The 24,611-nt window shown below is 62.1% G+C and carries 18 protein-coding genes; 14 read left to right on the forward strand and 4 right to left on the reverse strand.

What is annotated here, in order from left to right; all coding sequences use genetic code 11:
• Nucleotides 1-12 precede the first annotated feature (12 nt).
• The 3 genes from ligA to PAE61_RS08510 all read left to right on the forward strand — a co-directional run bounded on the left by ligA (nt 13) and on the right by PAE61_RS08510 (nt 4,604).
• Nucleotides 13-2,298 (forward strand): NAD-dependent DNA ligase LigA, encoded by a 2,286-nt coding sequence (gene ligA / locus PAE61_RS08500; RefSeq protein ID WP_271114883.1) that lies wholly within the window; start codon nt 13-15, stop codon nt 2,296-2,298.
• On the forward strand, nt 2,277-4,394 hold the full coding sequence (gene recG, locus PAE61_RS08505) for an ATP-dependent DNA helicase RecG (RefSeq protein WP_271114884.1): 2,118 nt from the start codon (nt 2,277-2,279) through the stop codon (nt 4,392-4,394). The genes ligA and recG overlap by 22 nt, the downstream gene beginning before the upstream one ends.
• A gap of 72 nt (nt 4,395-4,466) precedes the next feature.
• Nucleotides 4,467-4,604 carry a hypothetical protein gene (locus PAE61_RS08510; protein WP_271114885.1) on the forward strand — a complete coding sequence of 46 codons (138 nt, stop codon included), beginning with the start codon at nt 4,467-4,469 and terminating at the stop codon, nt 4,602-4,604.
• Nucleotides 4,605-4,726: 122 nt separating this feature from the next.
• On the opposite strand, the gene hutC is transcribed toward PAE61_RS08510, so the two are convergent.
• Nucleotides 4,727-5,449 carry a histidine utilization transcriptional repressor HutC gene (hutC, locus tag PAE61_RS08515; protein ID WP_271114886.1) on the reverse strand — a complete coding sequence of 241 codons (723 nt, stop codon included), beginning with the start codon at nt 5,447-5,449 and terminating at the stop codon, nt 4,727-4,729.
• 79 nt (nt 5,450-5,528) lie between these two features.
• On the opposite strand from hutC, the gene hutI reads away from it, so the two are divergent.
• The 4 genes from hutI to hutG all read left to right on the forward strand — a co-directional run bounded on the left by hutI (nt 5,529) and on the right by hutG (nt 10,977).
• Nucleotides 5,529-6,731 (forward strand): imidazolonepropionase, encoded by a 1,203-nt coding sequence (hutI, locus tag PAE61_RS08520; protein ID WP_271114887.1) that lies wholly within the window; start codon nt 5,529-5,531, stop codon nt 6,729-6,731.
• Nucleotides 6,724-8,265, forward strand: coding sequence for a histidine ammonia-lyase (gene hutH, locus PAE61_RS08525; protein ID WP_271114888.1), 1,542 nt, complete (start codon nt 6,724-6,726; stop codon nt 8,263-8,265). The genes hutI and hutH overlap by 8 nt, the downstream gene beginning before the upstream one ends.
• Before the next feature lie 75 nt (nt 8,266-8,340).
• Entirely contained in the window at nt 8,341-10,008 is a 1,668-nt protein-coding gene (hutU, locus tag PAE61_RS08530; RefSeq protein ID WP_271114889.1) for a urocanate hydratase, read from the forward strand.
• A gap of 39 nt (nt 10,009-10,047) precedes the next feature.
• The gene (gene hutG, locus PAE61_RS08535; protein ID WP_271114890.1) at nt 10,048-10,977 is read left to right on the forward strand and encodes a formimidoylglutamase; all 930 of its coding nucleotides are present in this window, start codon (nt 10,048-10,050) and stop codon (nt 10,975-10,977) included.
• 53 nt (nt 10,978-11,030) lie between these two features.
• Here hutG and metE read toward each other — a convergent pair whose 3' ends face one another.
• Nucleotides 11,031-13,313, reverse strand: a complete 2,283-nt coding sequence (metE, locus tag PAE61_RS08540) for a 5-methyltetrahydropteroyltriglutamate--homocysteine S-methyltransferase (protein WP_271114891.1) — start codon at nt 13,311-13,313, stop codon at nt 11,031-11,033.
• Nucleotides 13,314-13,412: 99 nt separating this feature from the next.
• Between metE and PAE61_RS08545 the strand changes: the two genes are divergently transcribed.
• Nucleotides 13,413-14,288 (forward strand): LysR family transcriptional regulator, encoded by an 876-nt coding sequence (locus PAE61_RS08545; RefSeq protein WP_271114892.1) that lies wholly within the window; start codon nt 13,413-13,415, stop codon nt 14,286-14,288.
• A gap of 101 nt (nt 14,289-14,389) precedes the next feature.
• Here the strand turns inward: PAE61_RS08545 and PAE61_RS08550 are convergent, their stop codons facing one another.
• On the reverse strand, nt 14,390-14,833 hold the full coding sequence (locus tag PAE61_RS08550; protein WP_271115116.1) for an ATP-binding protein: 444 nt from the start codon (nt 14,831-14,833) through the stop codon (nt 14,390-14,392).
• A gap of 26 nt (nt 14,834-14,859) precedes the next feature.
• Between PAE61_RS08550 and PAE61_RS08555 the strand changes: the two genes are divergently transcribed.
• A protein-coding gene (locus PAE61_RS08555; RefSeq protein WP_271114893.1) for an IS5 family transposase occupies nt 14,860-15,617 on the forward strand; the annotation gives its coding sequence in 2 pieces (ribosomal slippage) (nt 14,860-15,196 and nt 15,196-15,617; 759 coding nt in all).
• Nucleotides 15,618-16,400: 783 nt separating this feature from the next.
• The gene (locus tag PAE61_RS08560; protein ID WP_271115117.1) at nt 16,401-17,804 is read left to right on the forward strand and encodes an L-serine ammonia-lyase; all 1,404 of its coding nucleotides are present in this window, start codon (nt 16,401-16,403) and stop codon (nt 17,802-17,804) included.
• Between the two features lie 32 nt (nt 17,805-17,836).
• Here PAE61_RS08560 and PAE61_RS08565 read toward each other — a convergent pair whose 3' ends face one another.
• On the reverse strand, nt 17,837-18,874 hold the full coding sequence (locus PAE61_RS08565) for a LacI family DNA-binding transcriptional regulator (protein WP_271114894.1): 1,038 nt from the start codon (nt 18,872-18,874) through the stop codon (nt 17,837-17,839).
• 63 nt (nt 18,875-18,937) lie between these two features.
• Here PAE61_RS08565 and bglB point away from each other — a divergent pair, with 63 nt between their 5' ends.
• Genes bglB through PAE61_RS08585 form a run of 4 tightly spaced genes read left to right on the forward strand, consistent with a single transcriptional unit; the run spans nt 18,938 to nt 24,605 of the window.
• On the forward strand, nt 18,938-20,020 hold the full coding sequence (bglB, locus tag PAE61_RS08570) for a beta-galactosidase BglB (RefSeq protein WP_271114895.1): 1,083 nt from the start codon (nt 18,938-18,940) through the stop codon (nt 20,018-20,020).
• A 4-nt stretch (nt 20,021-20,024) separates the two neighbouring features.
• Nucleotides 20,025-20,855: a 5-dehydro-4-deoxy-D-glucuronate isomerase gene (kduI, locus tag PAE61_RS08575; RefSeq protein ID WP_271114896.1), complete on the forward strand. Its 831-nt coding sequence runs from the start codon at nt 20,025-20,027 to the stop codon at nt 20,853-20,855.
• Nucleotides 20,852-23,299, forward strand: coding sequence for a hypothetical protein (locus PAE61_RS08580; RefSeq protein WP_271114897.1), 2,448 nt, complete (start codon nt 20,852-20,854; stop codon nt 23,297-23,299). The genes kduI and PAE61_RS08580 overlap by 4 nt, the downstream gene beginning before the upstream one ends.
• A gap of 34 nt (nt 23,300-23,333) precedes the next feature.
• The gene (locus PAE61_RS08585; RefSeq protein WP_271114898.1) at nt 23,334-24,605 is read left to right on the forward strand and encodes an ABC transporter substrate-binding protein; all 1,272 of its coding nucleotides are present in this window, start codon (nt 23,334-23,336) and stop codon (nt 24,603-24,605) included.
• The last annotated feature ends 6 nt before the right edge of the window (nt 24,606-24,611 follow it).

Consider the following 24,611-nt stretch of genomic DNA (forward strand, 5'->3'; position numbering starts at 1 on the left):
GAAACGTCCCCGATGGCAGAGACCGCAGCGCATGGGGATGATGCGGCGGCGTGGCCATCTTCTTCGGTAGATTTGTCCGCGATCACCGAAGCGGAGGCCGCCGACCATATCGCGCAGCTTACCGAAATGCTGTCGAAGGCGAACAGCGATTATCATCGTGACGACGCGCCGACCATCACGGATGCGGAATATGACCGGGCGAAGCGCAGCCTTGCCGCTCTGGAGGAGAAATTCCCGCAACTCGCCCATCCGGACAGCCCGACGCAGCAGGTCGGGGCGGCACCGTCGGACGCTTTCGGCAAGATCACCCATGCGCAACGCATGATGTCTCTGGCCAATGCGTTCGATGAGGCCGAGGTGGCGGAATTTGTCTCGCGGATCAGAAGCTTTCTCGGGTTGGAGCCGGAAGAAGGTCTGGATTTCACCGCCGAGCCGAAGATCGATGGCTTGTCGCTTTCACTTCGCTATGAAGATGGCAGGCTTGTTCAGGCCGCGACGCGTGGCGATGGAACCGTGGGCGAAAACGTGCTGGCCAATGCCCGTACGATTGCGGATATCCCGGATACACTCAATGGCACCGCGCCGAAAATGGTTGAGGTGCGCGGCGAGGTTTATATGTCGCATGACGATTTCGCCGCGCTCAATGCCAAAGGCGGTGCCAGAATTTTTGCCAATCCGCGCAATGCTGCGGCAGGATCGCTGCGTCAGCTCGATCCGGAAGTCACCCGCTCACGCCCGCTGAAATTTTTCGCCTATAGCTGGGGCGAGTTGAGCGAAGCTCTGGCGGAGACGCAGATGCGGGCCGTCGAAAGGCTGGAATCGTTCGGATTTAAGATCAACAGGCTGATCCGGCTCTGTCATACGGTTGAAGAAATGATCGCCCAATGGGCCGCGATCGAGGCGCAGCGGGCGAGCCTTGGCTATGACATTGACGGTGTCGTCTACAAGGTGAACGATCTGGCATATCAGAACCGTCTGGGGTTTCGCGCGACCACGCCGCGTTGGGCTCTGGCGCATAAGTTTCCTGCCGAAATCGCCTGGACGCGGCTGCGCGATATCGAAATTCAGGTCGGGCGGACGGGTGCGTTGTCGCCCGTCGCGCGGCTGGACCCGGTGACGGTGGGCGGGGTCACGGTCTCGAATGCGACGCTGCATAATGAAGACTATATTGCCGGGATCAGTTCGAATGGGGAAAAGATCCGCGACACGGATATCAGGATCGGCGATTGGGTGAAGGTCTATCGGGCCGGTGACGTGATCCCGAAGATCTCTGATGTCGATGAGGCAAAGCGCGACGGGAGTGAAAAACCCTTCACTTTCCCCGAGACCTGCCCCGAATGCGGATCGGCTGCGATACGTGAGCCGGGCGATGCCGTGCGGCGCTGCACGGGCGGGCTGATCTGTCCCGCTCAGGCAATTGAGAAGCTGAAACATTTCGTCAGCCGCGGCGCGTTCGATATTGAGGGGCTTGGCGCGAAACAGATCGAGGCGTTCTATCGCGACGATATACTTCCGATCCGCAGCCCGGCGGATATTTTCACGCTGGCGGCGCGTGACCGGGAGAATCTTGCGAAGCTGAAAAACCGCGAAGGCTGGGGCGAAACCTCGGCGCAAAATCTGTTCGATGCGATTGAGCAGCGCCGGCACATTCCGCTTGCGCGTCTGATCTATGCGCTTGGCATTCGCCATGTGGGTGAGGTCGTGGCCGCCGATCTGGCCCGGTATTTCGGCAGTTGGGACAAATTCGTGGCCGAGATCGACGCCGCCATTCCGGCGGCAGAGCGGCATATGCTGGCCGATGACGCCATCCTGCACGAACGGGCAGCCGCCGAGGCAGAGGGTCGCCGCGCCCGGATCAGCGCCACGCGCGAGAAGGTTCTGTCGCAAGAACCCGCTTTGGGCCCGGAAGCCGTTGCCGCCTATGAGACGCTGACCAATATTGACGGTATCGGGGCTGTCGTGGCGCAATCGCTCTGCGCGACGTTTTCCCAACAGAAAGAGCGGCAGTCGATTGATGCGCTTGTCGGACATCTGACGGTTGAGGATGCCGAAATCCCCGATATGGCGGGCAGCGCGATTGCGGGCAAGACCATCGTGTTTACGGGTACTCTGGAACGTATGACACGGGCCGAGGCGAAGGCGCGGGCAGAGGCTCTCGGGGCCAAGGTGGCCGGGTCGGTTTCGGCGAAAACCGATATTCTTGTCGCCGGACCGGGGGCGGGATCGAAGGCCACGAAAGCCGCCGCACTGGGTGTCGAGGTGATTGACGAGGACACATGGCTGAGCCTGATAGGATAGCGCCGAAGGGCCGCCCTCCGATCCTGTTTCCGCTTTTCGCCGGGGCTGAGACCCTTCCCGGGATCGGACCGAAAGCGGCAGAGGCGCTGTCGTCAATGGGCGTTACCCGCCCGCGCGATCTGTTGTTCACCTTGCCTTCGGGCGGGGTCGCGCGGCGGCGTGTGGACAGGGTGGCTGACCTTCAGACCCCGGAAATCGCGACGCTGACAGTCAGCGCCCGCCGCCATGTCGCGCCGACGGGCAAGGGTCGGCCATATCGGGTGATCTGCGATGACGGTCATGGCGGTGATCTTGTTCTGGTGTTTTTCCATGCGCGGCGCGACTGGCTGGAACGCGAACTACCCGTCGGTGATCCAAGGATCGTCTCTGGCAAGGTCGAGCTTTTCGACGGCGTCGCCCAGATGGTTCATCCCGACCATATCCTGCCCCAGAACGCCGCGCTTCCCTCTGAGTTCGAGCCGGTCTATCCGCTGAGCGCCGGGCTGGTTCAGCGTCAGATGGCCAAAGCCGCCGATGCCGCGCTGAGCCGTGCGCCGGAACTTGCGGAATGGATCGACCCGGCTTTGCTGCGCCGTGAAGGCTGGCCAGAATGGCGCGAGGCCCTGATTTCAGCCCATGCGCCGCAGGGCCCTGCGGATCTGTCGGTTAGTTCGAAGGCGCGGACGCGGCTTGCCTATGACGAATTGCTGGCCCATCAGGTGACGCTTGCGCTTGCGCGGCGTCAGCATCGACGGACACGGGGCCGCGCCAGCATCGGCGATGGGGGTCTGCGTCAGCGCGTTCTGGCCAGCCTTCCCTGGCCGCCAACGGGGGCGCAAACCCGCGCAGTCGACGAAATCGCCGCCGATATGGCTGCGCCCGAGCGGATGAACCGCTTGCTTCAGGGCGATGTCGGCGCGGGTAAGACTCTGGTCGCGATGCTGTCCCTGCTGATCGCGGTGGAGGCTGGGGGGCAGGGGGTCATGATGGCGCCAACCGAAATCCTTGCGCGGCAGCATTTGCGTGGCTTGCTGCCTCTGGCCGAGGCGGCGGGGATCCGGATCGAGGCGCTGACCGGCCGTGACAAGGGCGATGCGCGGGCGAATATCCTGACCGATCTGGTGGAGGGGCGGATCGATATTCTCGTCGGGACCCATGCCGTGTTTCAGGATGAGGTGAGGTTTCGCGATCTGCGCCTTGCGGTGATCGACGAACAGCACCGTTTCGGCGTGGCGCAGCGCGTGAAGCTTGCGGCGAAGGGTGAAACCGCGCCGCCTGATGTGCTGGTCATGACCGCGACCCCCATCCCGCGTTCGCTGGCCCTGTCGCAATATGGCGATCTGGATCTGTCGGTGCTGGATGAGAAGCCTCCGGGCCGCAAGCCGGTCACGACGATCATGCTTGATGACCGCCGCATGGATGAAATCGTCGAGCGGATCGGCAAGGCGATTGCGGGCGGGGCGCGAACCTATTGGGTGTGCCCTCTGGTCGAGGAATCAGAGCTTTCGGACCTGACCGCCGCCGAGGCACGGTTTTCTGCCTTGCGGGCGCGGTTCGGTGAGGCGGTGCGGATGGTGCATGGCCAGATGCCCGCTGAAGAGCGCGATGCGGCGATGGCCGACTTCGTGGCCGGGCGGGCGCAGATCCTTGTCGCGACAACGGTGATCGAGGTCGGTGTGGACGTGCCGGAAGCCTCGATCATGGTGATCGAGCGGGCCGAGAGTTTCGGGCTTGCTCAGCTTCACCAGCTGCGCGGGCGCGTGGGACGGGGGCAGGCGGCGTCGAGCTGCGTCCTGATGTATCACGCGCCGCTTTCCGAGACCGGGGCGAAGCGGCTTCAGACCCTGCGCGAGACCGAGGACGGGTTCCGCATTGCTGAGGTTGATCTTCAGATGCGCGGGGCAGGCGATCTGATCGGAACGGCGCAATCCGGCCTGCCGCGCTTTCGGGTGGCCGATCTTGAGCGGCAGGCGGGTCTGATGTTCACCGCGCAGCAGGACGCACGAAGTTTTCTTGAGCGCGACCCCGAGATGAGCAGCGAACGCGGGGCCGCGATCCGCACACTTCTCTGGCTGATGGAGCAGGATCTGGCGATACGGCTGATCAAGACAGGTTAAAATGTTCCTAAAAAGTTCTTGCCGAATCGGAAGATAAATGAGAACAAAGGGGCAACTCGCAAGGAGGTTGCCATGACTAAGGCCATGAAATCCGTATTCACCGGCGAAGACGTCTCGATTCGCGATCTGATCTCGGATGCGGTGGGTGTTCTCGCCATTTCCGTGACGACGATTGCTATGCTGTGGCTTCCTGCGATTTTGTCTGCCTGACCTGTTCCGTCTTCGGTTCCCCGACCCGGATCAGCTCCTTGAGGGTGGCGCAGCTTCGGCTCGCCACCCCTTTTTAGTCCCGGAGCAGGCCTTTCCCGTGCGCCAGCACTCTGAACGCCGTCTTAATCCGCCGCCCTGAACATGAATCCCGGCTGACAGGCGATGCGGGCGCTTGTGATCAACCCGTTATCGTTCCATGTCGCCCGGCTCAGGATCAGAAGGGCCTGACCGGGTTCCGCTTCCAGCAATTCGGCGTCGCGCTCGGTTGCGTTTTCGGCAAGAAACTGAATATCCGCCCGCAGATATGTCGCATTGCGGACCAGCCATTCATTCGCGTTGACGCGGGCGAAATCGATCCGGTCCATGCCCGGCAGCGCGGTCAGGTTGATCCAGCGATCCTCATATTGAAACGGTCGCTCATCGCCATAATGGACCGCTTGCAGATGCACGAAAGCGGCTGACGCGTCGGCGCCAAGATCGCTGACCAGATGCGGCGGGGGCGGGGCATGTCTCAGCGAGACGACCCTGTATCCATAGATCTGCCCGCTTTTTTCGATCTGCTCGCGGATGATCGGGATTTCGAACACGGCCTTGCGCACAGGATGGGTTACGACCCGGGTTCCGGCGCGGCGACGGCGTTCCAGCAGCCCCTCATCGGCCAGTAATTGCAGCGCCTTGTTCACGGTTGCACGCGCCACGCCGAATTCCACCGCAAGATCGGCCTCATCCGGGATGCGGTCGCCCTGTTTCCATTCCTGAGAGGCAATGCGACGGCGGGCCTCATCAGCGATGTTCCGGGCTTTCTGCGATGTCTGGCCGCCCGAGCGGCTTGCCGGTTCCGACATGATTTCCTCCCCGAAAATAAGTATAGACATAATTATCCATTTAAGTATATACATATTTTAGCGGAAAGAGGAGGCAATGATGCAGATCCTTGGAAATCTTCGGATCGCCGGTCAGGGCGACGATCCGCAGGGGACGAAGCTGTCGGAACCCTCCGATATCGTGGTGGACGGTGAGCAGATCCTCTGGAGCGGTGCGGCCCGGGATCTGCCGTCCGAATATCGCGATGCCCCGCGCCGGGATTTTGAAGGCCGAGTCGTGACTCCGGGTCTGATCGACTGCCATACCCATATTGTTTTCGGAGGAAACCGTGCCGCCGAATTCGAAATGCGGCTTAAGGGCGCAAGCTATGAGGAAATCGCGCGGGCGGGCGGCGGCATTGTCTCAAGCGTGACGGCGACACGCGCGGCTTCAGAAGATGAGCTTCTGGCGCAGGCATTGCCGCGTGTGGATACGCTGCTGGCCGAAGGTGTCACGACGCTGGAAATCAAATCCGGATACGGGCTGGATATCGATTCCGAACTGAAAATGCTGCGCGTCGCGCGGAGGATTGCAGCGGAAAGGCCGGTGACGGTGCGGACAAGCTGGCTTGCCGCCCATGCACTGCCGCCTGAATATCGTGAGGATCGGGCGGGCTATCTGCTGGATGTGGTGATCGCCGGAATGACTCGCGGGCATTGCGAAGGGCTGATCGACGCGGTGGACGGGTTCTGCGAAGGGATCGCCTTTTCCGTCGAGGAAGTTCGGCAGGTCTTCGATCACGCAAGCGGGCTTGGACTTCCGGTGAAGATCCACGCCGAACAGCTTTCCGATCTTGGCGGAGCTGCAATGGCGGCATCCTGTCACGCGTTGTCTGCCGATCATCTGGAATATCTGGGGCAGGACGGGATCGACGCGATGGCGCGGGCAGGAACGGTCGCGGTGTTGCTGCCCGGGGCGTTCTATACGCTGCGGGAAACGCGATTGCCTCCGGTTCAGGCGCTGCGGGATGCCGCTGTGCCGATCGCGCTTGCGACGGATTGCAATCCGGGGACATCGCCGCTGAACTCGCTGCTGCTGGCGATGAATATGGCGGCGACGCTTTTTCGGATGACGCCTGCGGAATGCCTTGCCGGAGTGACGCGGAACGCGGCCCGCGCCCTCGGGCTGTCGGATCGCGGCGTGATCGCGCCGGGCAAGCGCTCTGATCTGGTTGTCTGGGATATCAGCGATCCGGCAGAGCTGAGCTATCGCATCGGTTTCAATCCCCTTCATGCCCGTATGGTCGGAGGCGTCTATGTCTGATCTCACATTGCTTCCGGGAAGCGTCACGCTGTCCCGGCTGGAACATATCTGGCGCGAGGGTCTGACAGCCTCGCTTGATCCGTCATGCCGTCAGGCGATTGCCGATTCCGCTGCACTGATCGAATCCGCCGCAATCGGCGACGCGCCTGTGTACGGGGTGAATACCGGCTTCGGCAAGCTGGCCTCGATCAAGATCCGGCCCGAGGGTACCGCCACGCTTCAGCGCAACCTGATCCTGTCGCATTGCTGCGGCGTCGGAGAGCCGGTCGAGGCGGAAACCGTCCGGCTGATCATGACGCTGAAACTGCTGTCTCTGGGGCGCGGTGCCTCGGGGGTTCGGCCGGTTCTCGTGACATTGCTGGAAGATATGCTGTCGCGGGGTGTGCTGCCGGTCATTCCGGCGCAGGGCTCGGTCGGGGCGTCGGGCGATCTTGCGCCGCTGGCGCATATGGCCGCGGTCATGATCGGAGAGGGACGCGCGGTTTTCGAAAACCGTGAGATGTCCGGGAAAGACGCATTATCTGCGGCGGGGCTGACGCCCGTTTCCCTGACCGCGAAAGAGGGGCTGGCGCTGATCAACGGCACGCAGGTCTCGACCGCCTTCGCCCTGACCGGGCTTTTCGAGGCCTTCGCGGCGGCGCGTGCCGCGCTTGTCGTTTCGGCCATGTCCACCGATGCGGCAATGGGCTCGACCGCGCCATTCCACGCCGAAATCCACGCGCTGCGCGGTCATCGGGGCCAGATCACGGCGGCGCGTGTTCTGCGCGAGTTGATGGAGGGGTCGGAAATCCGCGACAGCCATCTGGCCGGAGATGGCAGGGTGCAGGATCCTTACTGCATACGCTGCCAGCCGCAGGTGACGGGGGCCTGTATCGATCTTCTCTGGCAGGCCGCGCGAAGTCTGGAAATCGAAGCGAATGCCGCAACCGATAATCCGCTGGTGCTGCGGGATGCCGGGCTGATCGTCTCGGGTGGGAATTTCCACGCCGAGCCGGTCGCCTTTGCCGCTGACCAGATCGCTTTGGCCGTGGCCGAGATCGGCGCGATTGCGCAACGCCGCATCGCGCTGATGGTCGATCCGGTGCTGAACCATGATCTGCCCGCCTTCCTGACGCCCGAGCCGGGGCTGAATTCGGGGCTGATGATCGCCGAGGTGACCTCTGCCGCGCTGATGAGCGAGAATAAACATCTCGCCAATCCCTGCTCGACCGATTCCACGCCGACCTCGGCCAATCAGGAAGACCATGTCTCGATGGCCGCGCATGGTGCACGCAGGCTGAAGCGCATGACCGCAAATCTCGCCCATATCATCGGCATCGAAGCGCTTTGCGCGGCGGCGGGGATCGAGTTCCGTGCCCCGCTGAAAACCTCGGACGCCTTGCAGGCGGTTCTGGCGAAGCTGCGCGAGACGGTGGCACCGTTGACCGATGATCGCTTCCTTGCGCCCGAGCTTTCAGACGCGGCGGCGCTGATCCTCGGGGGGGATCTGGAGAGGGCGGTCTCTGGCGATATTCTGGCCGAAATCCGGCCCTGATTTCCGATCCGGCGGCTTTGCCCCGCGAAACATGACTCAGGTGGGCGGACCCGCCTTTTGCAAGAGAGGATGCAGATGGATAATCCCCGTCACAATACCCGCGATGTGTTTCCCGCGACAGGGACCGGGATCACCGCGAAATCATGGCTGACCGAGGCTCCGCTGCGGATGCTGATGAATAATCTTCATCCCGATGTGGCTGAGAACCCGCATGAGCTGGTCGTCTATGGCGGCATCGGACGGGCGGCGCGGACATGGAAGGATTTCGATCTGATTGCAGATACGCTGCGCAATCTTGAGGATGACGAAACCCTGCTGGTCCAGTCCGGCAAGCCGGTCGGCGTGTTCCGCACCCATAAGGATGCCCCGCGTGTGCTGATCGCGAATTCCAATCTGGTGCCACATTGGGCCAACTGGGATCATTTCAATGAGCTGGATAAGAAAGGTCTGGCCATGTACGGCCAGATGACCGCCGGATCATGGATCTATATCGGCTCTCAGGGGATCGTTCAGGGAACCTATGAAACCTTCGTCGAGGCCGGGCGGCAGCATTATGACGGCGATCTTTCGGGGCGCTGGATCCTGACCGGAGGGCTTGGCGGCATGGGCGGGGCGCAGCCTCTGGCGGCGGTGATGGCCGGTGCGTGCTGCCTTGCGGTCGAGTGTGACGAAACCCGCGCCGATTTCCGTTTGCGGACCCGCTATGTCGATGAAAAGACGCATGATCTGGATGAAGCGCTTGCGATGATCGATCGCTGGACGAAGGCGGGGCAGGCAAAATCCGTCGCGCTGATCGGCAATGCGGCCGAGATTTTCCCCGAACTGGTCCGGCGCGGGGTCCGGCCCGATATCGTGACCGACCAGACCTCGGCCCATGACCCCGTGCATGGCTATCTTCCCGCCGGGTGGAGCGTGGCTGAATGGCGCTCGAAGCAAGAGACCGATCCCGGTTCTGTCGCTCGGGCTGCGCGGGCGTCGATGCGCGATCAGGTCGCCGCGATGGTGGCGTTTCATCAGCAGGGCATCCCGACGGTGGATTACGGCAATAATATCCGTCAGATGGCTCTGGAAGAGGGGCTTGAGAACGCTTTTGCCTTTCCGGGCTTCGTTCCCGCCTATATCCGCCCGCTTTTCTGCCGGGGGATCGGGCCGTTTCGTTGGGCAGCGCTGTCGGGCGACCCCGAGGATATCCATAAGACCGATGCGAAGGTGAAGGAACTGATCGACGACCCGCATCTGCATAACTGGCTGGATATGGCGCGGGAACGGATCAGTTTTCAGGGCCTGCCCGCAAGGATCTGCTGGGTCGGTCTGGGTCTGCGCCACAAACTCGGCCTCGCCTTCAATGAAATGGTCCGGACGGGTGAGCTGTCGGCCCCCATCGTGATCGGCAGGGACCACCTGGACAGCGGCTCTGTCGCCAGCCCGAACCGCGAAACCGAGGCGATGCGCGACGGCAGCGATGCAGTCTCGGACTGGCCCTTGCTGAACGCGCTGCTGAATACGGCATCGGGTGCCACATGGGTCAGCCTGCATCACGGCGGCGGCGTCGGCATGGGGTTCTCGCAGCATTCGGGCATGGTGATCTGTTGCGACGGAAGCGAGGATGCGGATCGCCGCATCGCGCGGGTTCTGTGGAACGATCCAGCGACGGGCGTCATGCGCCACGCCGATGCGGGTTATGAGATCGCACTGGACTGCGCCCGCGAAAACGGGCTGACTCTGCCGGGTATTCTGGGCTGATCCTCGATGCCCGGGGACTGCGGAAGGAAGGGCGGTTCGATGGCGTATCATGTGGCGGCGGCGGAATGGTCGGGCCGGAACGATCCCGAGGATGGCGATCTGGCCCGGCGGATGCATCATCTTGCCAATGCGGCGGATGCGCCGGTGGCGCTGATCGGCTTTTGCTGCGATGCCGGTATCAGCCGCAACAAGGGCCATCCCGGCGCCGCGCAGGGTCCCGCCGCGATCCGCATGGCGCTGTCGAACCTTGCCGCCTCTGCGCAGCATCGCGGATTTCTCGATGCGGGCGATGTGGTGGTCGCGGAAGAGGATCCCGCGCCCGGCCAGAAGGAACTCGGCAAGCACGTCGCCGGGCTGCTGGCAAATCATAAGCGCGTCGTCATTCTGGGCGGCGGCCATGAAACCGCATTCGGAAGCTGGTCCGGTCTGCGCCGGGCCCATCCCTCGGCCCGGATCGGGATCGTCAATATCGACGCGCATCTTGACCTGCGTACAGTCGGCCCTGCCGGAGCGTCGTCCGGCACACCATTCTGGCAGATCCAAGACGCCGAGCCGGAGAGTTTCACCTATGCCGTTCTGGGCGTCGCGGATGAGGCGAATACTGCCGCATTAATGGAACGTGCGCGGGACTGGTCCGTCGACATCGTCCCGGACCACCATCTGCAATCCTCGGCCGAACCCGGTTTTCACTGCATCGACCGGATCTGTTCCGAAAGCGATCTGGTTTATCTGACGATTGATCTGGATGTCCTGCCCGGCAGTCTCGCACCGGGAGTGAGTGCTCCGGCTGCGCGTGGGGTGCCTTTATGCGTCGTCGAGGCGCTGATTGATCGGGTGATGATCTCGGGCAAGCTGGCGGTGACCGATATTGTCGAGCTTTGTCCGCCGCGCGATCCGGCGGGGCTGACAGCACGCTGCGCCGCCTATCTGGCGCGGCGGCTGATGCAGACCGGGCCGACAGAGAGTTAAGGCGGAACAGCGCCGGATCGGAAGCCCGGCGCTGTCTGTTCTTGTCCTGCGGTTCAGGCTGGCTGCAGCGAATCCCGCTTTTCATCCTGACGCAGCCGCGCCGCAGCAGAAACCAGATGGCGCAGCGAGGTTTCCACTTCGCGCCAGCCGCGCGTTTTCAGGCCGCAATCGGGATTGACCCAGATCCGCTCAGCCGGGATAAGCTTTGCTGCGGCGCGAAGAAGCCGCGTCATTTCTGCCTCATCGGGGACGCGCGGGCTGTGGATATCCCAGACACCCGGCCCGATCTGGTTCGGGTAGTCGAAATCGCGGAATACCTCCAGCAACTCCATATCCGAGCGCGATGTCTCGATCGAGATCACATCCGCATCCATCGCCGCGATCGAGGGCATGATGTCGTTGAAATCCGAGTAACACATATGGGTGTGGATCTGCGTCTCATCACCCGCCACGGATGAGGCCAGACGGAAAGCGGCGACCGCCCAATCCAGATAATCCTGCCACTCGGCCCGGCGCAGGGGCAGGCCTTCGCGCAAGGCGGCTTCGTCGATCTGGATCACCGGCAGACCGGCGGACTCCAGATCGGCAACCTCATCGCGAATGGCCAGTGCGATCTGTTTCGCGGTTTCCGAGCGGGGCTGATCGTCGCGCACGAAGGACCATTGCAGGATCGTCACCGGCCCGGTCAGCATGCCCTTCATGGGGCGCGAAGTCTGCGAGGCTGCGAATTGCGCCCAGTCCACGGTCATCGGTGCCGGACGCGACACATCGCCGTAAATGACCGGAGGCTTCACGCAGCGCGAACCGTAAGACTGCACCCAGCCATTTTTCGTGAACGCAAAGCCGGAGAGTTTCTCGCCAAAATATTCGACCATATCGTTCCGCTCGAATTCGCCGTGAACCAGCACGTCCAGCCCGGCTTCTTCCTGCCGCCGGATACAATCGCGTGTCTGGTTTTCAAGAAAGGCACGATAGGCCGCATCGTCCAGATCGCCCCGGCGATGCGCAGCGCGGGCTTTGCGGATTTCCTGCGTCTGCGGATACGATCCAATCGTCGTGGTCGGGAAAAGCGGCAGGCCAAGCAATGCCTGCTGTGTCGCGATCCGTTCGGGATAGGCGCTGCGCCTGCGCAGATCCGCCTCGCCGATGGCGGCGGCGCGTGATTTCACGACATTGTCGTGAATCCGGGTCGAGGCGGCGCGGGATGCAATGGCGGCATCGGCGGCGTCGAACGCCTCGGCGGCGGCCTCTCGCCCGGATTCGGCGGCACGGGCAAGCGCCACGATCTCATCAAGCTTCTGACAGGCAAAGGCCAGCCAGGATTTCAGTTCATCATCGAGCGCGATTTCGTGGTCCAGATCGACCGGGCTGTGCAGAAGCGAGCAGGACGGCGCGATCTCGACCCGGTCCGGGCCAAGCGCCGCGACCGCCTTCTGCGCAAGCCTCAGTGCCGTCGACAGATCCGACCGCCAGATATTCCGCCCGTCGATCAGACCCAGAGACAGCGTCTTGTCTCCGACAGCCTCCAGCACCGCATCAAGCTGAGCAGGTGCCCGCACCAGATCGACATGCAGCCCGTGAACCGGCAGTTCCGCCGCCAAATCCAGATTATCCCCAAGCGCCCCGAAATAGGTCGCAAGCAGCAGTTTCGGGCCGGAATGCGACAGGACCCCATAGGCTTCGCGCAGCGCCTCTGCCGCGCCGGGGCTAAGATCGCGGACCAGAACGGGTTCGTCGATCTGCACCCAATCCGCCCCGGCTTCGGCCAGCCTGCCAAGCAATTCCCGATAGACCGGCAGAATGCGCGGCAGCAGAGAAAACGGGTTCAGCCCCTCGGTCTTGACCTTGGCGAGCGACAGCCATGTCACCGGCCCGATCAGTATCGGGCGGGTTTGAATGCCCTGTTCCTTTGCCTCAAGGAAGCGGTCCAGAGGGGTATTGCTGCTGAGGGTAAAATGCAGATCGTCGGTCAGTTCGGGGACCAGAAAGTGATAATTCGTGTCGAACCACTTCGTCATCTCCATCGCCGCTACGCTGTCTGTCCCCCGCGCCATGCCGAAATAGGCGTCCAGCCCGCTCAGCCCCGCGAAACGGGCAGGGACCGCGCCCAGAAGCTGCGTCATATCCAGCATCTGATCGTAGAAGGAAAAATCATTCGACGGGATGCGCGAGATCCCGGCATCGCGCTGCAACGCCCAGTTCTGCGCCCGTAATTCTGCGCCCGTGCGTTCCAGCGCAGCGGCGTCGATATCTCCCTTCCAATAGTCTTCAAGCGCCTTTTTCAGCTCTCGCTTCGCGCCGATCCGCGGGATGCCCAGATTTGCGGCTGTGACCATGACAATCTCCGATTCTTGTTTCGGGACCTGCCTAACAGCGGATTGTCCATGACGAAAAATGGGAATAAATCAGGATAACATGAACCGGAGTCATTTATCGTGATCGACATCCAGCCTCTTGCCATTCTTCGCGAGGTCGAACGGAGCGGCAATCTGACGCTCGCAGCGGATCGTCTGTTCCTGACGCAATCCGCCGTCAGCCATGCCGTGAAACGGTTTGAAGAACGACACGGTGTCACTCTCTGGGAAAGAGAAGGGCGGCGATTGCGGCTGACTGCGGCGGGGGAATATCTTCTGGCTCTAGCGAACCGGGTTCTGCCTCAGCTTGAGCATGGCGCGACGGTGATCGAGGACTACGCACGGGGCAGGCGTGGCGCGGTCCGGGTGGGGATGGAATGCCATCCCTGTCAGGACTGGCTGATGCGGGTGGTCGATCCCTTTCTTGCTGCATGGCCGGATGTGGATCTGGATGTGACTTCGGCCTTTCAGTTCGGCGGTCTCGCGGCGCTTCTGGGTCATGAGATTGATGTGCTCGTGACACCCGATCCGATTGAGCGTCCGGGGCTGACATATGTTCCGGTCTTCGATTATGAGCTGGTTCTGGCCGTTGCGCGGGATCACCCACTGGCCGAAAAATCCAGTGCCGCGCCGTCCGATCTGACGGCAGAGACGCTTGTGAGCTATCCGATTGCGCGGGAAAGGCTGGATATTTACAGCCAGTTTCTTGTGCCCGCCGGCGCACTTCCCCGCAGGCACCGGACGGTTGAGACCACCGATCTGATGCTGCGTCTTGTTGCGTCCGGGCGTGCCGTCAGCGCAACGCCTGACTGGCTACTGCGGGACGTGGCGGGGGTCTCGGCGCTGAGAATCGGGGATGGGATCCGCAAAAGCATCCATCTGGGCCTGCGCAGTGGGCCGGATTGGCCGGCCTATCTGCGCAACTTCGTCGATATGGCTCGCGCGGCGGAAATATGAGTGCAGAGAGGGTCACGGTTCAGGCCCGGCCTGTTGCGTAAGGTGCTGGTAGTAAGATAAATCGACATGCATGATCATGTCGCTTCATCATGGGCGGACAATCAGAACCGACAGCGTTGATCACCCGCCCCGACATTGATGTGCAGCGGCGTCAGATCGTTTTTCGTCGCAAGGACGGCCCAGAAAGCTCGATGCGATGCGCGGTCGCCGATGCGGTCATCCAGGAGTTCCAGAAGATCATGCTTGCCTGTCGCCTTGAGCTTGCTGACGCCGAAGTCGTCAAGGATGAGCAAGTCTGCCCGCTTATAATACGCACGCAACCTTGGGGTGGTGCCTTCCAAATGCGCAAGCTCAAATTCCTCCAGGATGCGGGAAACCATCCGATAGGAGACGCTGATGCCGTTGCGGATGGCCTGCATTCCCAGGCAGCAACCGAGCCAGGTTTTTCCTGTTCCGCTCTTGCCTGTGATCAGCACATTCTGGTTACGTTTAATCCAGTCGCAACTTAGGCTCCAGACCCATTGATTTCGGGCTGTTTGCGTGATTCAGGCTCTGCAAGGAGACCTGATTTATGAGCAACCTTTTCTGGCTGACTGACGCGCAGATGGAGCGTCTGAAACCCTATTTCCCGAAATCCCACGGCAAGCCACGCGTTGACGACCGGCGTGTGCTGAGCGGCATAATATTCATCAATCGTAATGGCTTGCGATGGTGCGACGCGCCGACGGACTACGGCCCCGCCAAGACGCTCTACAACCGCTGGAAGCGCTGGAGCGAGAACGGGACCTTCGCCCGGATCATGGTGGGCCTCGCCGCCGAGAGCGCCGAACACAATACGATCATGATCGACGCGACCTATCTGAAAGCGCACCGCACGGCCTCGAGCCTGCGGATCAAAAAAGGGGGCGCGGGCGCCAGATCGGGCGAACGAAAGGCGGCATGAACACGAAACTGCACGCCGTCACCGACGCGAAGGGCCGCCCGATAGGGTTCTTCATGTCCGCCGGACAAGTCAGTGATTACACCGGGGCAGCGGCACTTCTGAACAGCCTGCCGGAGGCGGATTGGCTGCTGGCCGATCGGGGCTATGATGCCGACTGGTTCAGAGATGCCTTGAAAAACAAGGGGATAAAGGTTTGCATCCCGGGTCGGAAGTCGCGCAAGAAACCCGTCAAATACGACAAGCGGCGCTACAAACGCCGCAACCGCATCGAAATCATGTTCGGCCGACTCAAGGATTGGAGGCGCGTCGCCACCCGATACGACCGTTGCCCCGAGACCTTCTTCTCTGCAGTCCTGCTCGCCGCGACCGTCATCTTCTGGTTATGATCGAGAACGAGTCCTGACCCTAGGATTGCGAAGCGGTACAAGGTTATTATTGATGATGGGTCGCGATCAAAAAGACCGCTGCGGATGATAGCTGCCATGGTCAACAAAGTCCGCATAGTGTGAATTCAGGTTTGATCAGACTTCGCGAGCGCGGCGAATGACCGGATTGGCGGGCCGCACCGCGGCACCATGTTTGGTCGCGAAAGTCTGGAAAGGGCCGAAAGTGCGATGTGAACACTCTGCAGACTGAGGGCATCGTCAGATTTAGACTGGGCAAAGTTCGGCAAGATTCTGCTATCCGCAAAGCGCTCGAGCACGGTAACACGAATTTTCAAACATGTGCCCAGCAAAGGCGGGCAGCGCTGCGATAGCTGGGGTCTCCGCGCTGCCCGCCTTTGCTTACCTATCCTCATCACGATCCCGCCGCACTGTTCGAGGGGATGATATCACTAGATATGCTCGGCACTGTCGAATTTCGCCGCCCGGGGGTGTCGGTTGCCACTGCCCGCCGGTGACGATTCCTGTGTCGATTTGCACGTAAGGCGGGGCGGGACTGCTGCGGACATAAGGGATACCGGTTTCGCACGGATCTTCGGAACGGCTTTGCGCCTTGTCCTGTTCCTCTGCTATGAACAGCAATGCCGGGAGATTGCGGCAGACATGATGTGAGGCAAAAGAACCTGATATGGCTGAGTTCTTTACCCAATTGCACCCGCCCGTCAGGCTCTTGACAGGCCACTGCGGTACTGTGGCGGGATGCGGCAGACGAAAGGCCGTTTCCTGATGTTTCTGTCCGTATTCGATATCTTCAAGATCGGAATCGGCCCGTCCTCGTCGCATACGATGGGACCAATGGTTGCCGCCGGGCGGTTTCTCGACGATCTGCGCGGCGGGGTCGAGCGCATTCCGGGCGCGGGGCAGGTTTTCGGGCTTGGGGCAAGCCTGCATGGGTCTCTGGCCTTCACCGGCAAGGGGCATGCGACGGACCGCGCGGTGATCCTTGGATTTTGCGGGCTTTCTCCGGAAACCGCCGATCCCGACATGGCCGAGGAGATGGAAGCCGAGGTCCGCCGCAGCGGTCTCGTCCATCCCGAAGGTCTGGGAGAGCTGCGTTTCGCGCCCGAGACGGATCTGGTCTTTGACTATGACCGCCAGCTTCCGGGCCATGCCAATGGCATGATCCTGCGGGCCTTCGACAAGGCGGGAAATCTGTATCATCAGGAGACTTATTATTCCGTCGGCGGCGGTTTCGTCCTGACCGAGGCAGAGCTGGAGGCGCAGCAGGCTTCGCAGGACAGCGCCGAGGCGTCAGAATCGGCAGTGCCCTTTCCCTTTCGCAGTGCCGCCGAGATGCTGGCAATGGGCAAGGCATCCGGCAAGACCATTGCCGAAATGAAGCGGGCGAATGAGACCGCGCGGCTTGGACATGCACCGGATGAAGGGTTGGACCGGATCCTGCGGGTAATGAATGAATGCATCGACCGAGGGCTGGAACAGGATGGCGTGTTGCCGGGCGGGCTGAATGTCAGGCGGCGTGCGAAAGGGATTTACCGGCAGCTTCAGGATGAGAAGGGCCAGAATCTGGCGCAGCCGCATCAGGGCAATGACTGGCTGAGCGTTTATGCCATCGCGGTGAACGAAGAAAACGCGGCGGGTGGCCGCGTCGTGACCTCGCCGACCAACGGCGCGGCGGGGGTGGTGCCTTCGGTACTGCGCTATTACCGGGAACACTGCGTCGCACCCACCCATGAGGGTGAGCGCAACCTGCTTCTGGTAGCTGCGGCGATTGGCGGTGTGATCAAGCATAACGCCTCGATTTCCGGTGCCGAGGTCGGCTGTCAGGGAGAGGTCGGATCGGCTGCCGCAATGGCGGCGGCGGGGCTTTGCGCGGCGCTTGGCGGCAGTAATGAGCAGGTCGAAAACGCCGCCGAAATCGCGCTTGAGCATCATCTGGGCATGACCTGCGATCCGGCGGCGGGGCTGGTTCAGGTGCCATGTATCGAACGCAATGCGCTTGGGGCGATCAAGGCCGTCGCTGCCGCCAGTCTGGCGCTGCGCGGGGACGGGTCGCATTTCATGCCTCTGGATAATTGCATCCGGGTCATGCTGGAAACCGGGCGCGACATGAATATGAAATACAAGGAAACCTCGACCGGCGGCATTGCGGTGAACCTGCCCGAGTGCTGATGCAGTGCTGACGGCGGTGATGATCCCGGATATCAGAACGCCGCGCCGGTCTGCGGGGGTGCGTCCGATCCGCGGCAAAGCAACTCGCATGCCAACTCGATCCTTTGCCGGGGAATGGCGGGATTGGCGGCGGCGCTGCACAGAAGGTCAAGCGCGACCGCTCCGACCGAACGCATGGGGATCGCCATCACCGTCATGGGCGGATCGAGGATTTTCGTCTGCGGCAGCCCGTCAATCGAAATGACCGACATATCGCGCGGCACGGTCAGCCCCGCCTTTGCAAGCGCGTTATAGGCTCCGATCGCCAAGGCATCTCCGGTGGCGAGAATCGCCGTGAAATCGCGCTGTTTTGCCAGCCTCTCGGCGACGGCGCGCTCGGCCAGAGATATGCTCCAGTCCGGGATGTCGATGACGAGTGCAGGATCGGCGTCATCCTGCATGGTGTCGCGCCAGCCCTCCCAACGGCGGGTGATGGTGCGCCGGCCCGGACAGGTCAGGAAGGCGATGCGGCGATGGCCGAGGCTGCGCAGATGCTGCGTGGCAAGCGCCGCCGCCGAGCGGTTGCAGGGCGTGACCGATGACAGCCGCATATCCGGATCGTCTGCATTCACAAGGATCACCGGCTTGTCGAAGCCACGGGCCAGATCCAGCGTTGCCTGATCGTCAATGGTCAGCATCAGCACACCGGCGACATCGGGGGATCTTGCCTCATCCAGCAGCCGCGCCTCATCCCCGGCAGAGACGACATGCCGGGTCTGGACCTGCATGCCCAAGGTCTCGCAGCGTTCCTGGATACCCTCCAGCACATGCAGGGTGAACTGGCTGCGCGACAGATCCAGCAGGGCCGGTCCCGACGCCGCCAGCAGAACACGTCGCCCGGCCTGCGACGAGGGCAGGGGATAGTTCAGCCGCACGGCCATATCATGGATGCGCCGCGTCAGCCCTTCCGCGACATAGCCCCGGCCCGACAACGCCCGTGAGACCGTCGCCGTGGACACGCCGCAGCGTTCGGCGATGTCCTTCAGCCTGACCCGCCGGGAAACCTGTTCGCGCTTGCCATCCGGTCTCATGGCAAAGATCTGCAACAAATTTACAGATTGTGCAATTGCCCGTCCGGCAGGGAAGCTTTCCCTATGGAGGAGCGTCGCATCATCGAGGAATCACTGTCGCGGCTGGTCTCGGGTTTTGAAAGCCTGCGCCATGATGGCGGTTTCGTGGAACCCAATCTGGACGGGACGCCGGGCGATTATATCAGCTTCGATGGCTGGGAATGGCCTCAGGGCGTGGGGCTGTATGGTCTGGTTCAGCTATGGCTGGCGCGGGACCGGGATAAGGATCTGGGGGCGATGCTGACCGGCTGGTATGATCGCGCGATGGCGCGGGGCCTGCCGGGAATGAATGTGAACACGACCGCCCCGATGCTGGCGCTGTCGATCCTGTGGCGCGAAACCCGCGATCCGCGCCATGAGGCCGTGCTGGACGACTGGGCCAACCGGGTGATGAGCGATGCGCCAAGAACCCCGTTCGGGGGGATACAACATGATGTGTCCGACAAGGTGAACTCGGGCGAGTTATGGGACGATACCCTGTTCATGGTAGCGCTTTTCCTTGCCTCTTACGGACAGGCGGCCCGACGGCCGGATCTGGTCGATGAGGCGGTGAAGCAGTTTCTTGTCCATGCGCAATTTTTGGCCGACCGTGAAACGGGATTATGGTTTCACGGCTGGACCTTCGAGGGGCGGCACAATTTTGCGCGGGCAAGATGGGCACGCGGTAATGCCTGGATTACCGCGTGCCTTCTGGATCTGTTCGATCTGGCGACCATCCCGGAGGCTCCGGCCTGCTTCCTGCGCGATCTGCTGCGCGATCAGGTGAAGGCGCTGCTGCCGCTTCAGACCGATGAGGGGGCATGGCGCACGCTTCTGGACGATCCCGGAAGCTATCCCGAAACAAGCGCGACCGCCGGGTTCGCCTATGGGCTGATGAAGGGCGCGCGTCTGGGGCTGCTTGGATATCAGGCGGGGCAGGCGGGCAGACGGGCCGTCGATTACGTCATCCGGCAGATCGGCCCTGAAGGTGTTGTCGGTGGCGTCAGCTATGGCACGCGGATGGGGCATGACCTGCAATTCTACCGCGACATCCCGATCCAGCCGACCGGATACGGGCAGTCGCTGGTGATACTGGCTCTGGCAGAAGCTTTAAAACAGACGGAGTGATCCGATGGATATACGTTACGGGGCGTCTCCCGGCGATATCGACAACATGAACACCGACAGGTTGCGTGCCGAATTCATGGTCGAGGGGATATTTCAGCCCGGCCAGATCCGCATGGCCTATACGCATCTCGACCGCATGATCGTCGGGGGTGCCGTACCGATGGAGGCCCCGCTTGAATTCGGGGACGGAGCGGATGTCGGCACGCCCCATTTCTTCGATGCACGCGAGGCGGGGATTGCCAATCTCGGCGGTCCGGGCCGGGCCGAGATTGACGGCAGCCGATTTGATCTGCCGTCAAGGGCCTGCCTTTATGTCGGGCGCGGCACGAAATCCGTCCGGCTCAGCAGCGATACGCAGGATAATCCGGCGCGGTTCTATCTGAACTCGGTCCCGGCAGGTGCGGATCATCCGACACGGGTCATCACCCGGGACGAGGCGAAAATGGTCGAGTTCGGCCAGCGGAACCGCGGCAATTTCCGCCAGCTTCGCATGTATATCCACCCCGAGGTCGGGCCGTCCTGCCTGTTGTTGATGGGGATCACCGATCTGCCAGAGGGACAGGTCTGGAATACGCAGCCCCCGCATTTGCATGAAAGGCGGATGGAGGCGTATTGCTATTTCGATCTGGACGAGGCTGATCGGGTTTTCCATTTCATGGGCCGCCCCGACAATACCCGCCATCTGGTGATCCGGAATGGCGATGTGGTGCTGTCTCCGGCCTGGTCGATCCATATGGGTGCGGGCACCGGCCCATATGCATTCGTCTGGGGCATGACCGGCGAAAATCAGGCTTATGAAGATGTCAGCCCCGTTCCGGTAAGTGAGCTGCGATGAAACTGACAAACGGCGATTCCCTGCGTTATTGGCAGGTCAGCGAGATTGCGGAAGAGCGTTTCGATGTCGCGGATGCTCCGTTGCACGGAGAGATGGACCCGTTCTTTTTCCTGACCAAGGACCGCAATTTCATCCCGCATGAATATCCCTGCCGGACGGAGTTCGCGGCCCGGTTCCGCAACAAGCGTCCCGATCAGAGGCCCGGGCGGGCGGATGCGGTCAGCTGGCAGAAGAATGTGCTGCCTTTCGGTCAGGACATGCTGGATCTCTCGGGGTTCTGGTTCCGTCCGACGCGGCTTGCTGCATGGGCAAGAACGGTGATCGACGCGGCGGAAGCCGGTCCGGCAAATCTGCGCCTGACGACATGCGGCGGCGCGATCCTGCATGTGAACGGCACCGAGGCGGGCTGGATGGCGCCTTATATCCGAAATTACAACTCACATGCGGAATTTCAGGTGCAGTTGCAGGCCGGGCCGAATGAGATCGTGGTTTTCTTCGACGATCTGGCAGAGCGGGATACGCGTTACCTGATCCGGCTCGATTATCTCAACGGACCTGAGGCATATGGCTCGCTGCCCTTCGACGCGCCTGCCGGGACGGTGCGCATGGTCGAGGCTTTGCTGGACCGGATGCATTTCGACAAACCGGCCTATGATCACGGCGAGGTGGCGCTGATCCTGCCCGCGACATTATCCGAGGAAGGCGATGCCAGCGTGGTGATCGAGGGCGATTTCATGTCGCATGAAAGGATGGATCGCCGATACCGGATCGAGGCTGGTCAGGACCGGCTGGTTCTGGGCAAGGTGGGCGATTTTCCCGCCGATTTCCGGCATTTCCGCATCACCGTCTCTTGCGACGGATTTGCCGCGACACGCAGCCTCGGGGTCGAGATCGCACATCCCGCCGGTCCTGCCGCAGAGGCTCTGGCGGATCGCGTTGACGAGGCGCTGAGATCCGTCGCGGACAAGGCCGAGCCGGATACTGTCTGTGCGCTTGCCCGGCTTGCCACGGGCCAGCAGGCCGATGAAATGATCCTCCGCGCCCTTCCGCCCATCGAGGATTGCTGGGATTGCGCCGATTTCGCCCTTGTGCCGCTGCTCTGGTCCCGGATGCGCTTTGCCGATGCGCTGCGCCCGGAAACGCTGGCAGAGATCGACCGCACGATCCTCGCCTATCGCTACTGGATGGATGAGCCGGGCAATGATGTTCAGTGGTATTTCAGCGAAAACCACGCGCTTCTGTTCCACAGCGCCGCCTATCTGGCCGGGCATGTGCTGCCGGATGCGGTGTTCCGCCGCTCGGGGCGCAGCGGGGCGGAACAGTCGCGCATCGGTGCGGAACGGGTGCAGGCATGGCTGGACCATTTCGAAACCTGCGAGATGGCAGAGTTCAACAGCGCTCCGTATTTCCCGATCGACCTCAAGGGATTATGCGCATTATATGCGCTTGCACCAGACGCCGATATTCGCGACCGGGCAGGCCGCGCCATCGCAAGGTTGATCGAGATCGTCGCGAACAGTGCGCATCGTGGCGTGCTGACCGCCGCTCAGGGGCGCAGCTATGAGCATACGCTGAGGGCGGGAGAGACGCTGGAACTATCGGCCATCGCCCGGATGCTCTGGGGCAAGGGCAGCTTCGGGGCGCGGTTCCACTGCCTTCCGCAGTTTGCGTTGTGCCTGCGCGATCACGGGCTGGACCTGCCCGATCTGCGCAGCCGGGCGCTGTGGGATGAGACGGGCGGTCAGGAATGGGCTTTCACGCAGGGCGAGAACCATTTCGCCCGGCTGTATCACTGGAAGACCCGGAAAACCGCGATGGGTTCCGCCGCGCGGTACCGCTGGTATGATTGGGGATATCAGGAAACGCTGATCCATGCGCGGATCGGCGCAGATCCTCAGGCCCAGATCTGGATCAACCATCCCGGAGAACTGATCCAGTCCGGCTATGGCCGCCCGTCCTATTGGGGCGGCTCGGCCAGCGTGCCGCGCGTGCAGCAATATCGCGGGCTGGCTTTGGTGATGTTTGATGGCGTTGCGCCGCAGCCGGAACTGACTCATGCGTGGTTCCCGCAATCCGTCTTCGATGAGACGCGACTGGACGGGAATATCGCCGTGGCAACGCAGGACGGGGCGGGGCTGGTGATCATCGGCTCGGCTGCTCTGCATGCGGTGACCGAAGGGCCGAGCGCGGGCAATGAGCTTCAGCTTGCCGGGCGTGACGGTTGCTGGATAATCCGGCTCAGCGATGAGGCGCAGGATTGCGACGCGCTGCATCGCCGTTATGCTACGCTGTCATTGATAACGAAGCCGGATGGTCTCATTGTGATAGACGATCCGGAATACGGGCCTGTCTCGTTCCATGCCGATGGAGTGGTCGAGGCAGAGGGCCGCAGGCTCGACCCGGAAAGCTGGTCGCTGGAGGGGCAGCGCAATATCATTCCGTAGCGCCGGAAGGCGCGGAGTCAGGGAGGAAAACAAGATGAAATCAATTCTGGGAATCGCCGCCGCGTCGTCGCTGGCCATCGCCGCATCCGCCGGTGCGGGCGAGGTCAGGATGATGTGGTATTCCGACGGTGTCGAAGGCGAGGTCATGCAGGATCTGCTTGACCGCTTCATGGAGGAAAATCCGGATATCAACGTCATTCTGGATAATGTGGCCTATCAGGTCATCATGGAACAATTGCCGATCCAGCTTGCGGCGGGTGAGGGGCCGGATATCGCGCGGGTCACCAATCTGAAGGAACAGGCGGAACACTGGCTGGATCTGACGCCCTATGTCGAGGACCCGGAATACTGGCGCAGCAATTTCGGCGATCAGTTCGACTGGATGCGTCCCGATGGCACCGATATCATTCCGGGTTTCATGACCCAACTGACCCTTGTCGGCGGCTTCGCCAACAAGACGCTGTTCGAACAGGCCGGCGTCGAAATGCCGGGGGAGGGCGCGACATGGGATGAATGGGTCGCCGCCGCGACTGAGGTGCAGGAAAGCCAGCAGCTTCCCGCCGCCCTTGTCATCGACCGCTCGGGCCACAGGATCACCGGGCCGCTTCTGTCCTCGGGTGCCGTGCTGAAAGGCGAGGACGGCAAGCCCGCGCCTCTGGATGCGGCGGCGCAGGATTTCATCACCCGGCTGGTGGGCTGGACCGAAAGCGGCCAGCATATGCGCGATGTCTGGGTCAGCGCGGCGGGGACGACCTATCGTTCCGGCGCGGATGAGTTCATCAATGCCAATATCGCCATGCTCTATTCCGGTTCCTGGCAGGTGGCGAACCTGTCCACCAAGATCGGGGACGGGTTCGACTGGGTGGCAATCGGTTCGCCCTGCGGTTCGGCCGGGTGTTCGGGGCTGCCGGGCGGGGCGGCGCTTGTCGCCAACAAGAACACAAGCAATCCCGAGGATGTCGGCAAGGTCATGGATTTTCTGGCCCGTCAGGATATCGTGAAAGAGTTCTCCGAGCGCACCCTGTTCCTGCCCGCGCATAAGGGCGTGATCGAGGCGGGCGGGCTGGATTTCCAGACCGAGGACCCGCAGGCAAAGGCGGCGCTCGAAAAATTCGTCGAGGCGACCGGGGCGCTGATCCCTGCCGCGAATGAGATCCCGGCATGGCGCTATGCGAATGCCATGTATGGCGCGATGGTCAACCGGATCAGCCAGGCGATGGCAGGCGAAATGCCGGTCGAGGAGATCTTCCCGCGCATCGATTCAGATATTGCCGAGCAGGTCGCTGCGGCTGATGGCGGCCAGTAAATGCAG

The organism is Paracoccus aerodenitrificans (assembly GCF_027913215.1).
In the GTDB taxonomy this organism is placed as follows: Bacteria; Pseudomonadota; Alphaproteobacteria; order Rhodobacterales; family Rhodobacteraceae; genus Paracoccus; species Paracoccus aerodenitrificans.

Bases quoted from the DNA above. Each gene is read 5' to 3' on its own strand.
- ligA (WP_271114883.1), top strand. From the start codon at position 13: ATGGCAGAGACCGCAGCGCATGGGGATGATGCGGCGGCGTGGCCATCT.
- recG (WP_271114884.1), top strand. From the start codon at position 2,277: ATGGCTGAGCCTGATAGGATAGCGCCGAAGGGCCGCCCTCCGATCCTG.
- PAE61_RS08510 (WP_271114885.1), top strand. From the start codon at position 4,467: ATGACTAAGGCCATGAAATCCGTATTCACCGGCGAAGACGTCTCGATT.
- hutC (WP_271114886.1), bottom strand. From the start codon at position 5,449: ATGTCGGAACCGGCAAGCCGCTCGGGCGGCCAGACATCGCAGAAAGCC.
- hutI (WP_271114887.1), top strand. From the start codon at position 5,529: ATGCAGATCCTTGGAAATCTTCGGATCGCCGGTCAGGGCGACGATCCG.
- hutH (WP_271114888.1), top strand. From the start codon at position 6,724: ATGTCTGATCTCACATTGCTTCCGGGAAGCGTCACGCTGTCCCGGCTG.
- hutU (WP_271114889.1), top strand. From the start codon at position 8,341: ATGGATAATCCCCGTCACAATACCCGCGATGTGTTTCCCGCGACAGGG.
- hutG (WP_271114890.1), top strand. From the start codon at position 10,048: ATGGCGTATCATGTGGCGGCGGCGGAATGGTCGGGCCGGAACGATCCC.
- metE (WP_271114891.1), bottom strand. From the start codon at position 13,313: ATGGTCACAGCCGCAAATCTGGGCATCCCGCGGATCGGCGCGAAGCGA.
- PAE61_RS08560 (WP_271115117.1), top strand. From the start codon at position 16,401: ATGTTTCTGTCCGTATTCGATATCTTCAAGATCGGAATCGGCCCGTCC.
- PAE61_RS08565 (WP_271114894.1), bottom strand. From the start codon at position 18,874: ATGAGACCGGATGGCAAGCGCGAACAGGTTTCCCGGCGGGTCAGGCTG.
- bglB (WP_271114895.1), top strand. From the start codon at position 18,938: ATGGAGGAGCGTCGCATCATCGAGGAATCACTGTCGCGGCTGGTCTCG.
- kduI (WP_271114896.1), top strand. From the start codon at position 20,025: ATGGATATACGTTACGGGGCGTCTCCCGGCGATATCGACAACATGAAC.
- PAE61_RS08580 (WP_271114897.1), top strand. From the start codon at position 20,852: ATGAAACTGACAAACGGCGATTCCCTGCGTTATTGGCAGGTCAGCGAG.
- PAE61_RS08585 (WP_271114898.1), top strand. From the start codon at position 23,334: ATGAAATCAATTCTGGGAATCGCCGCCGCGTCGTCGCTGGCCATCGCC.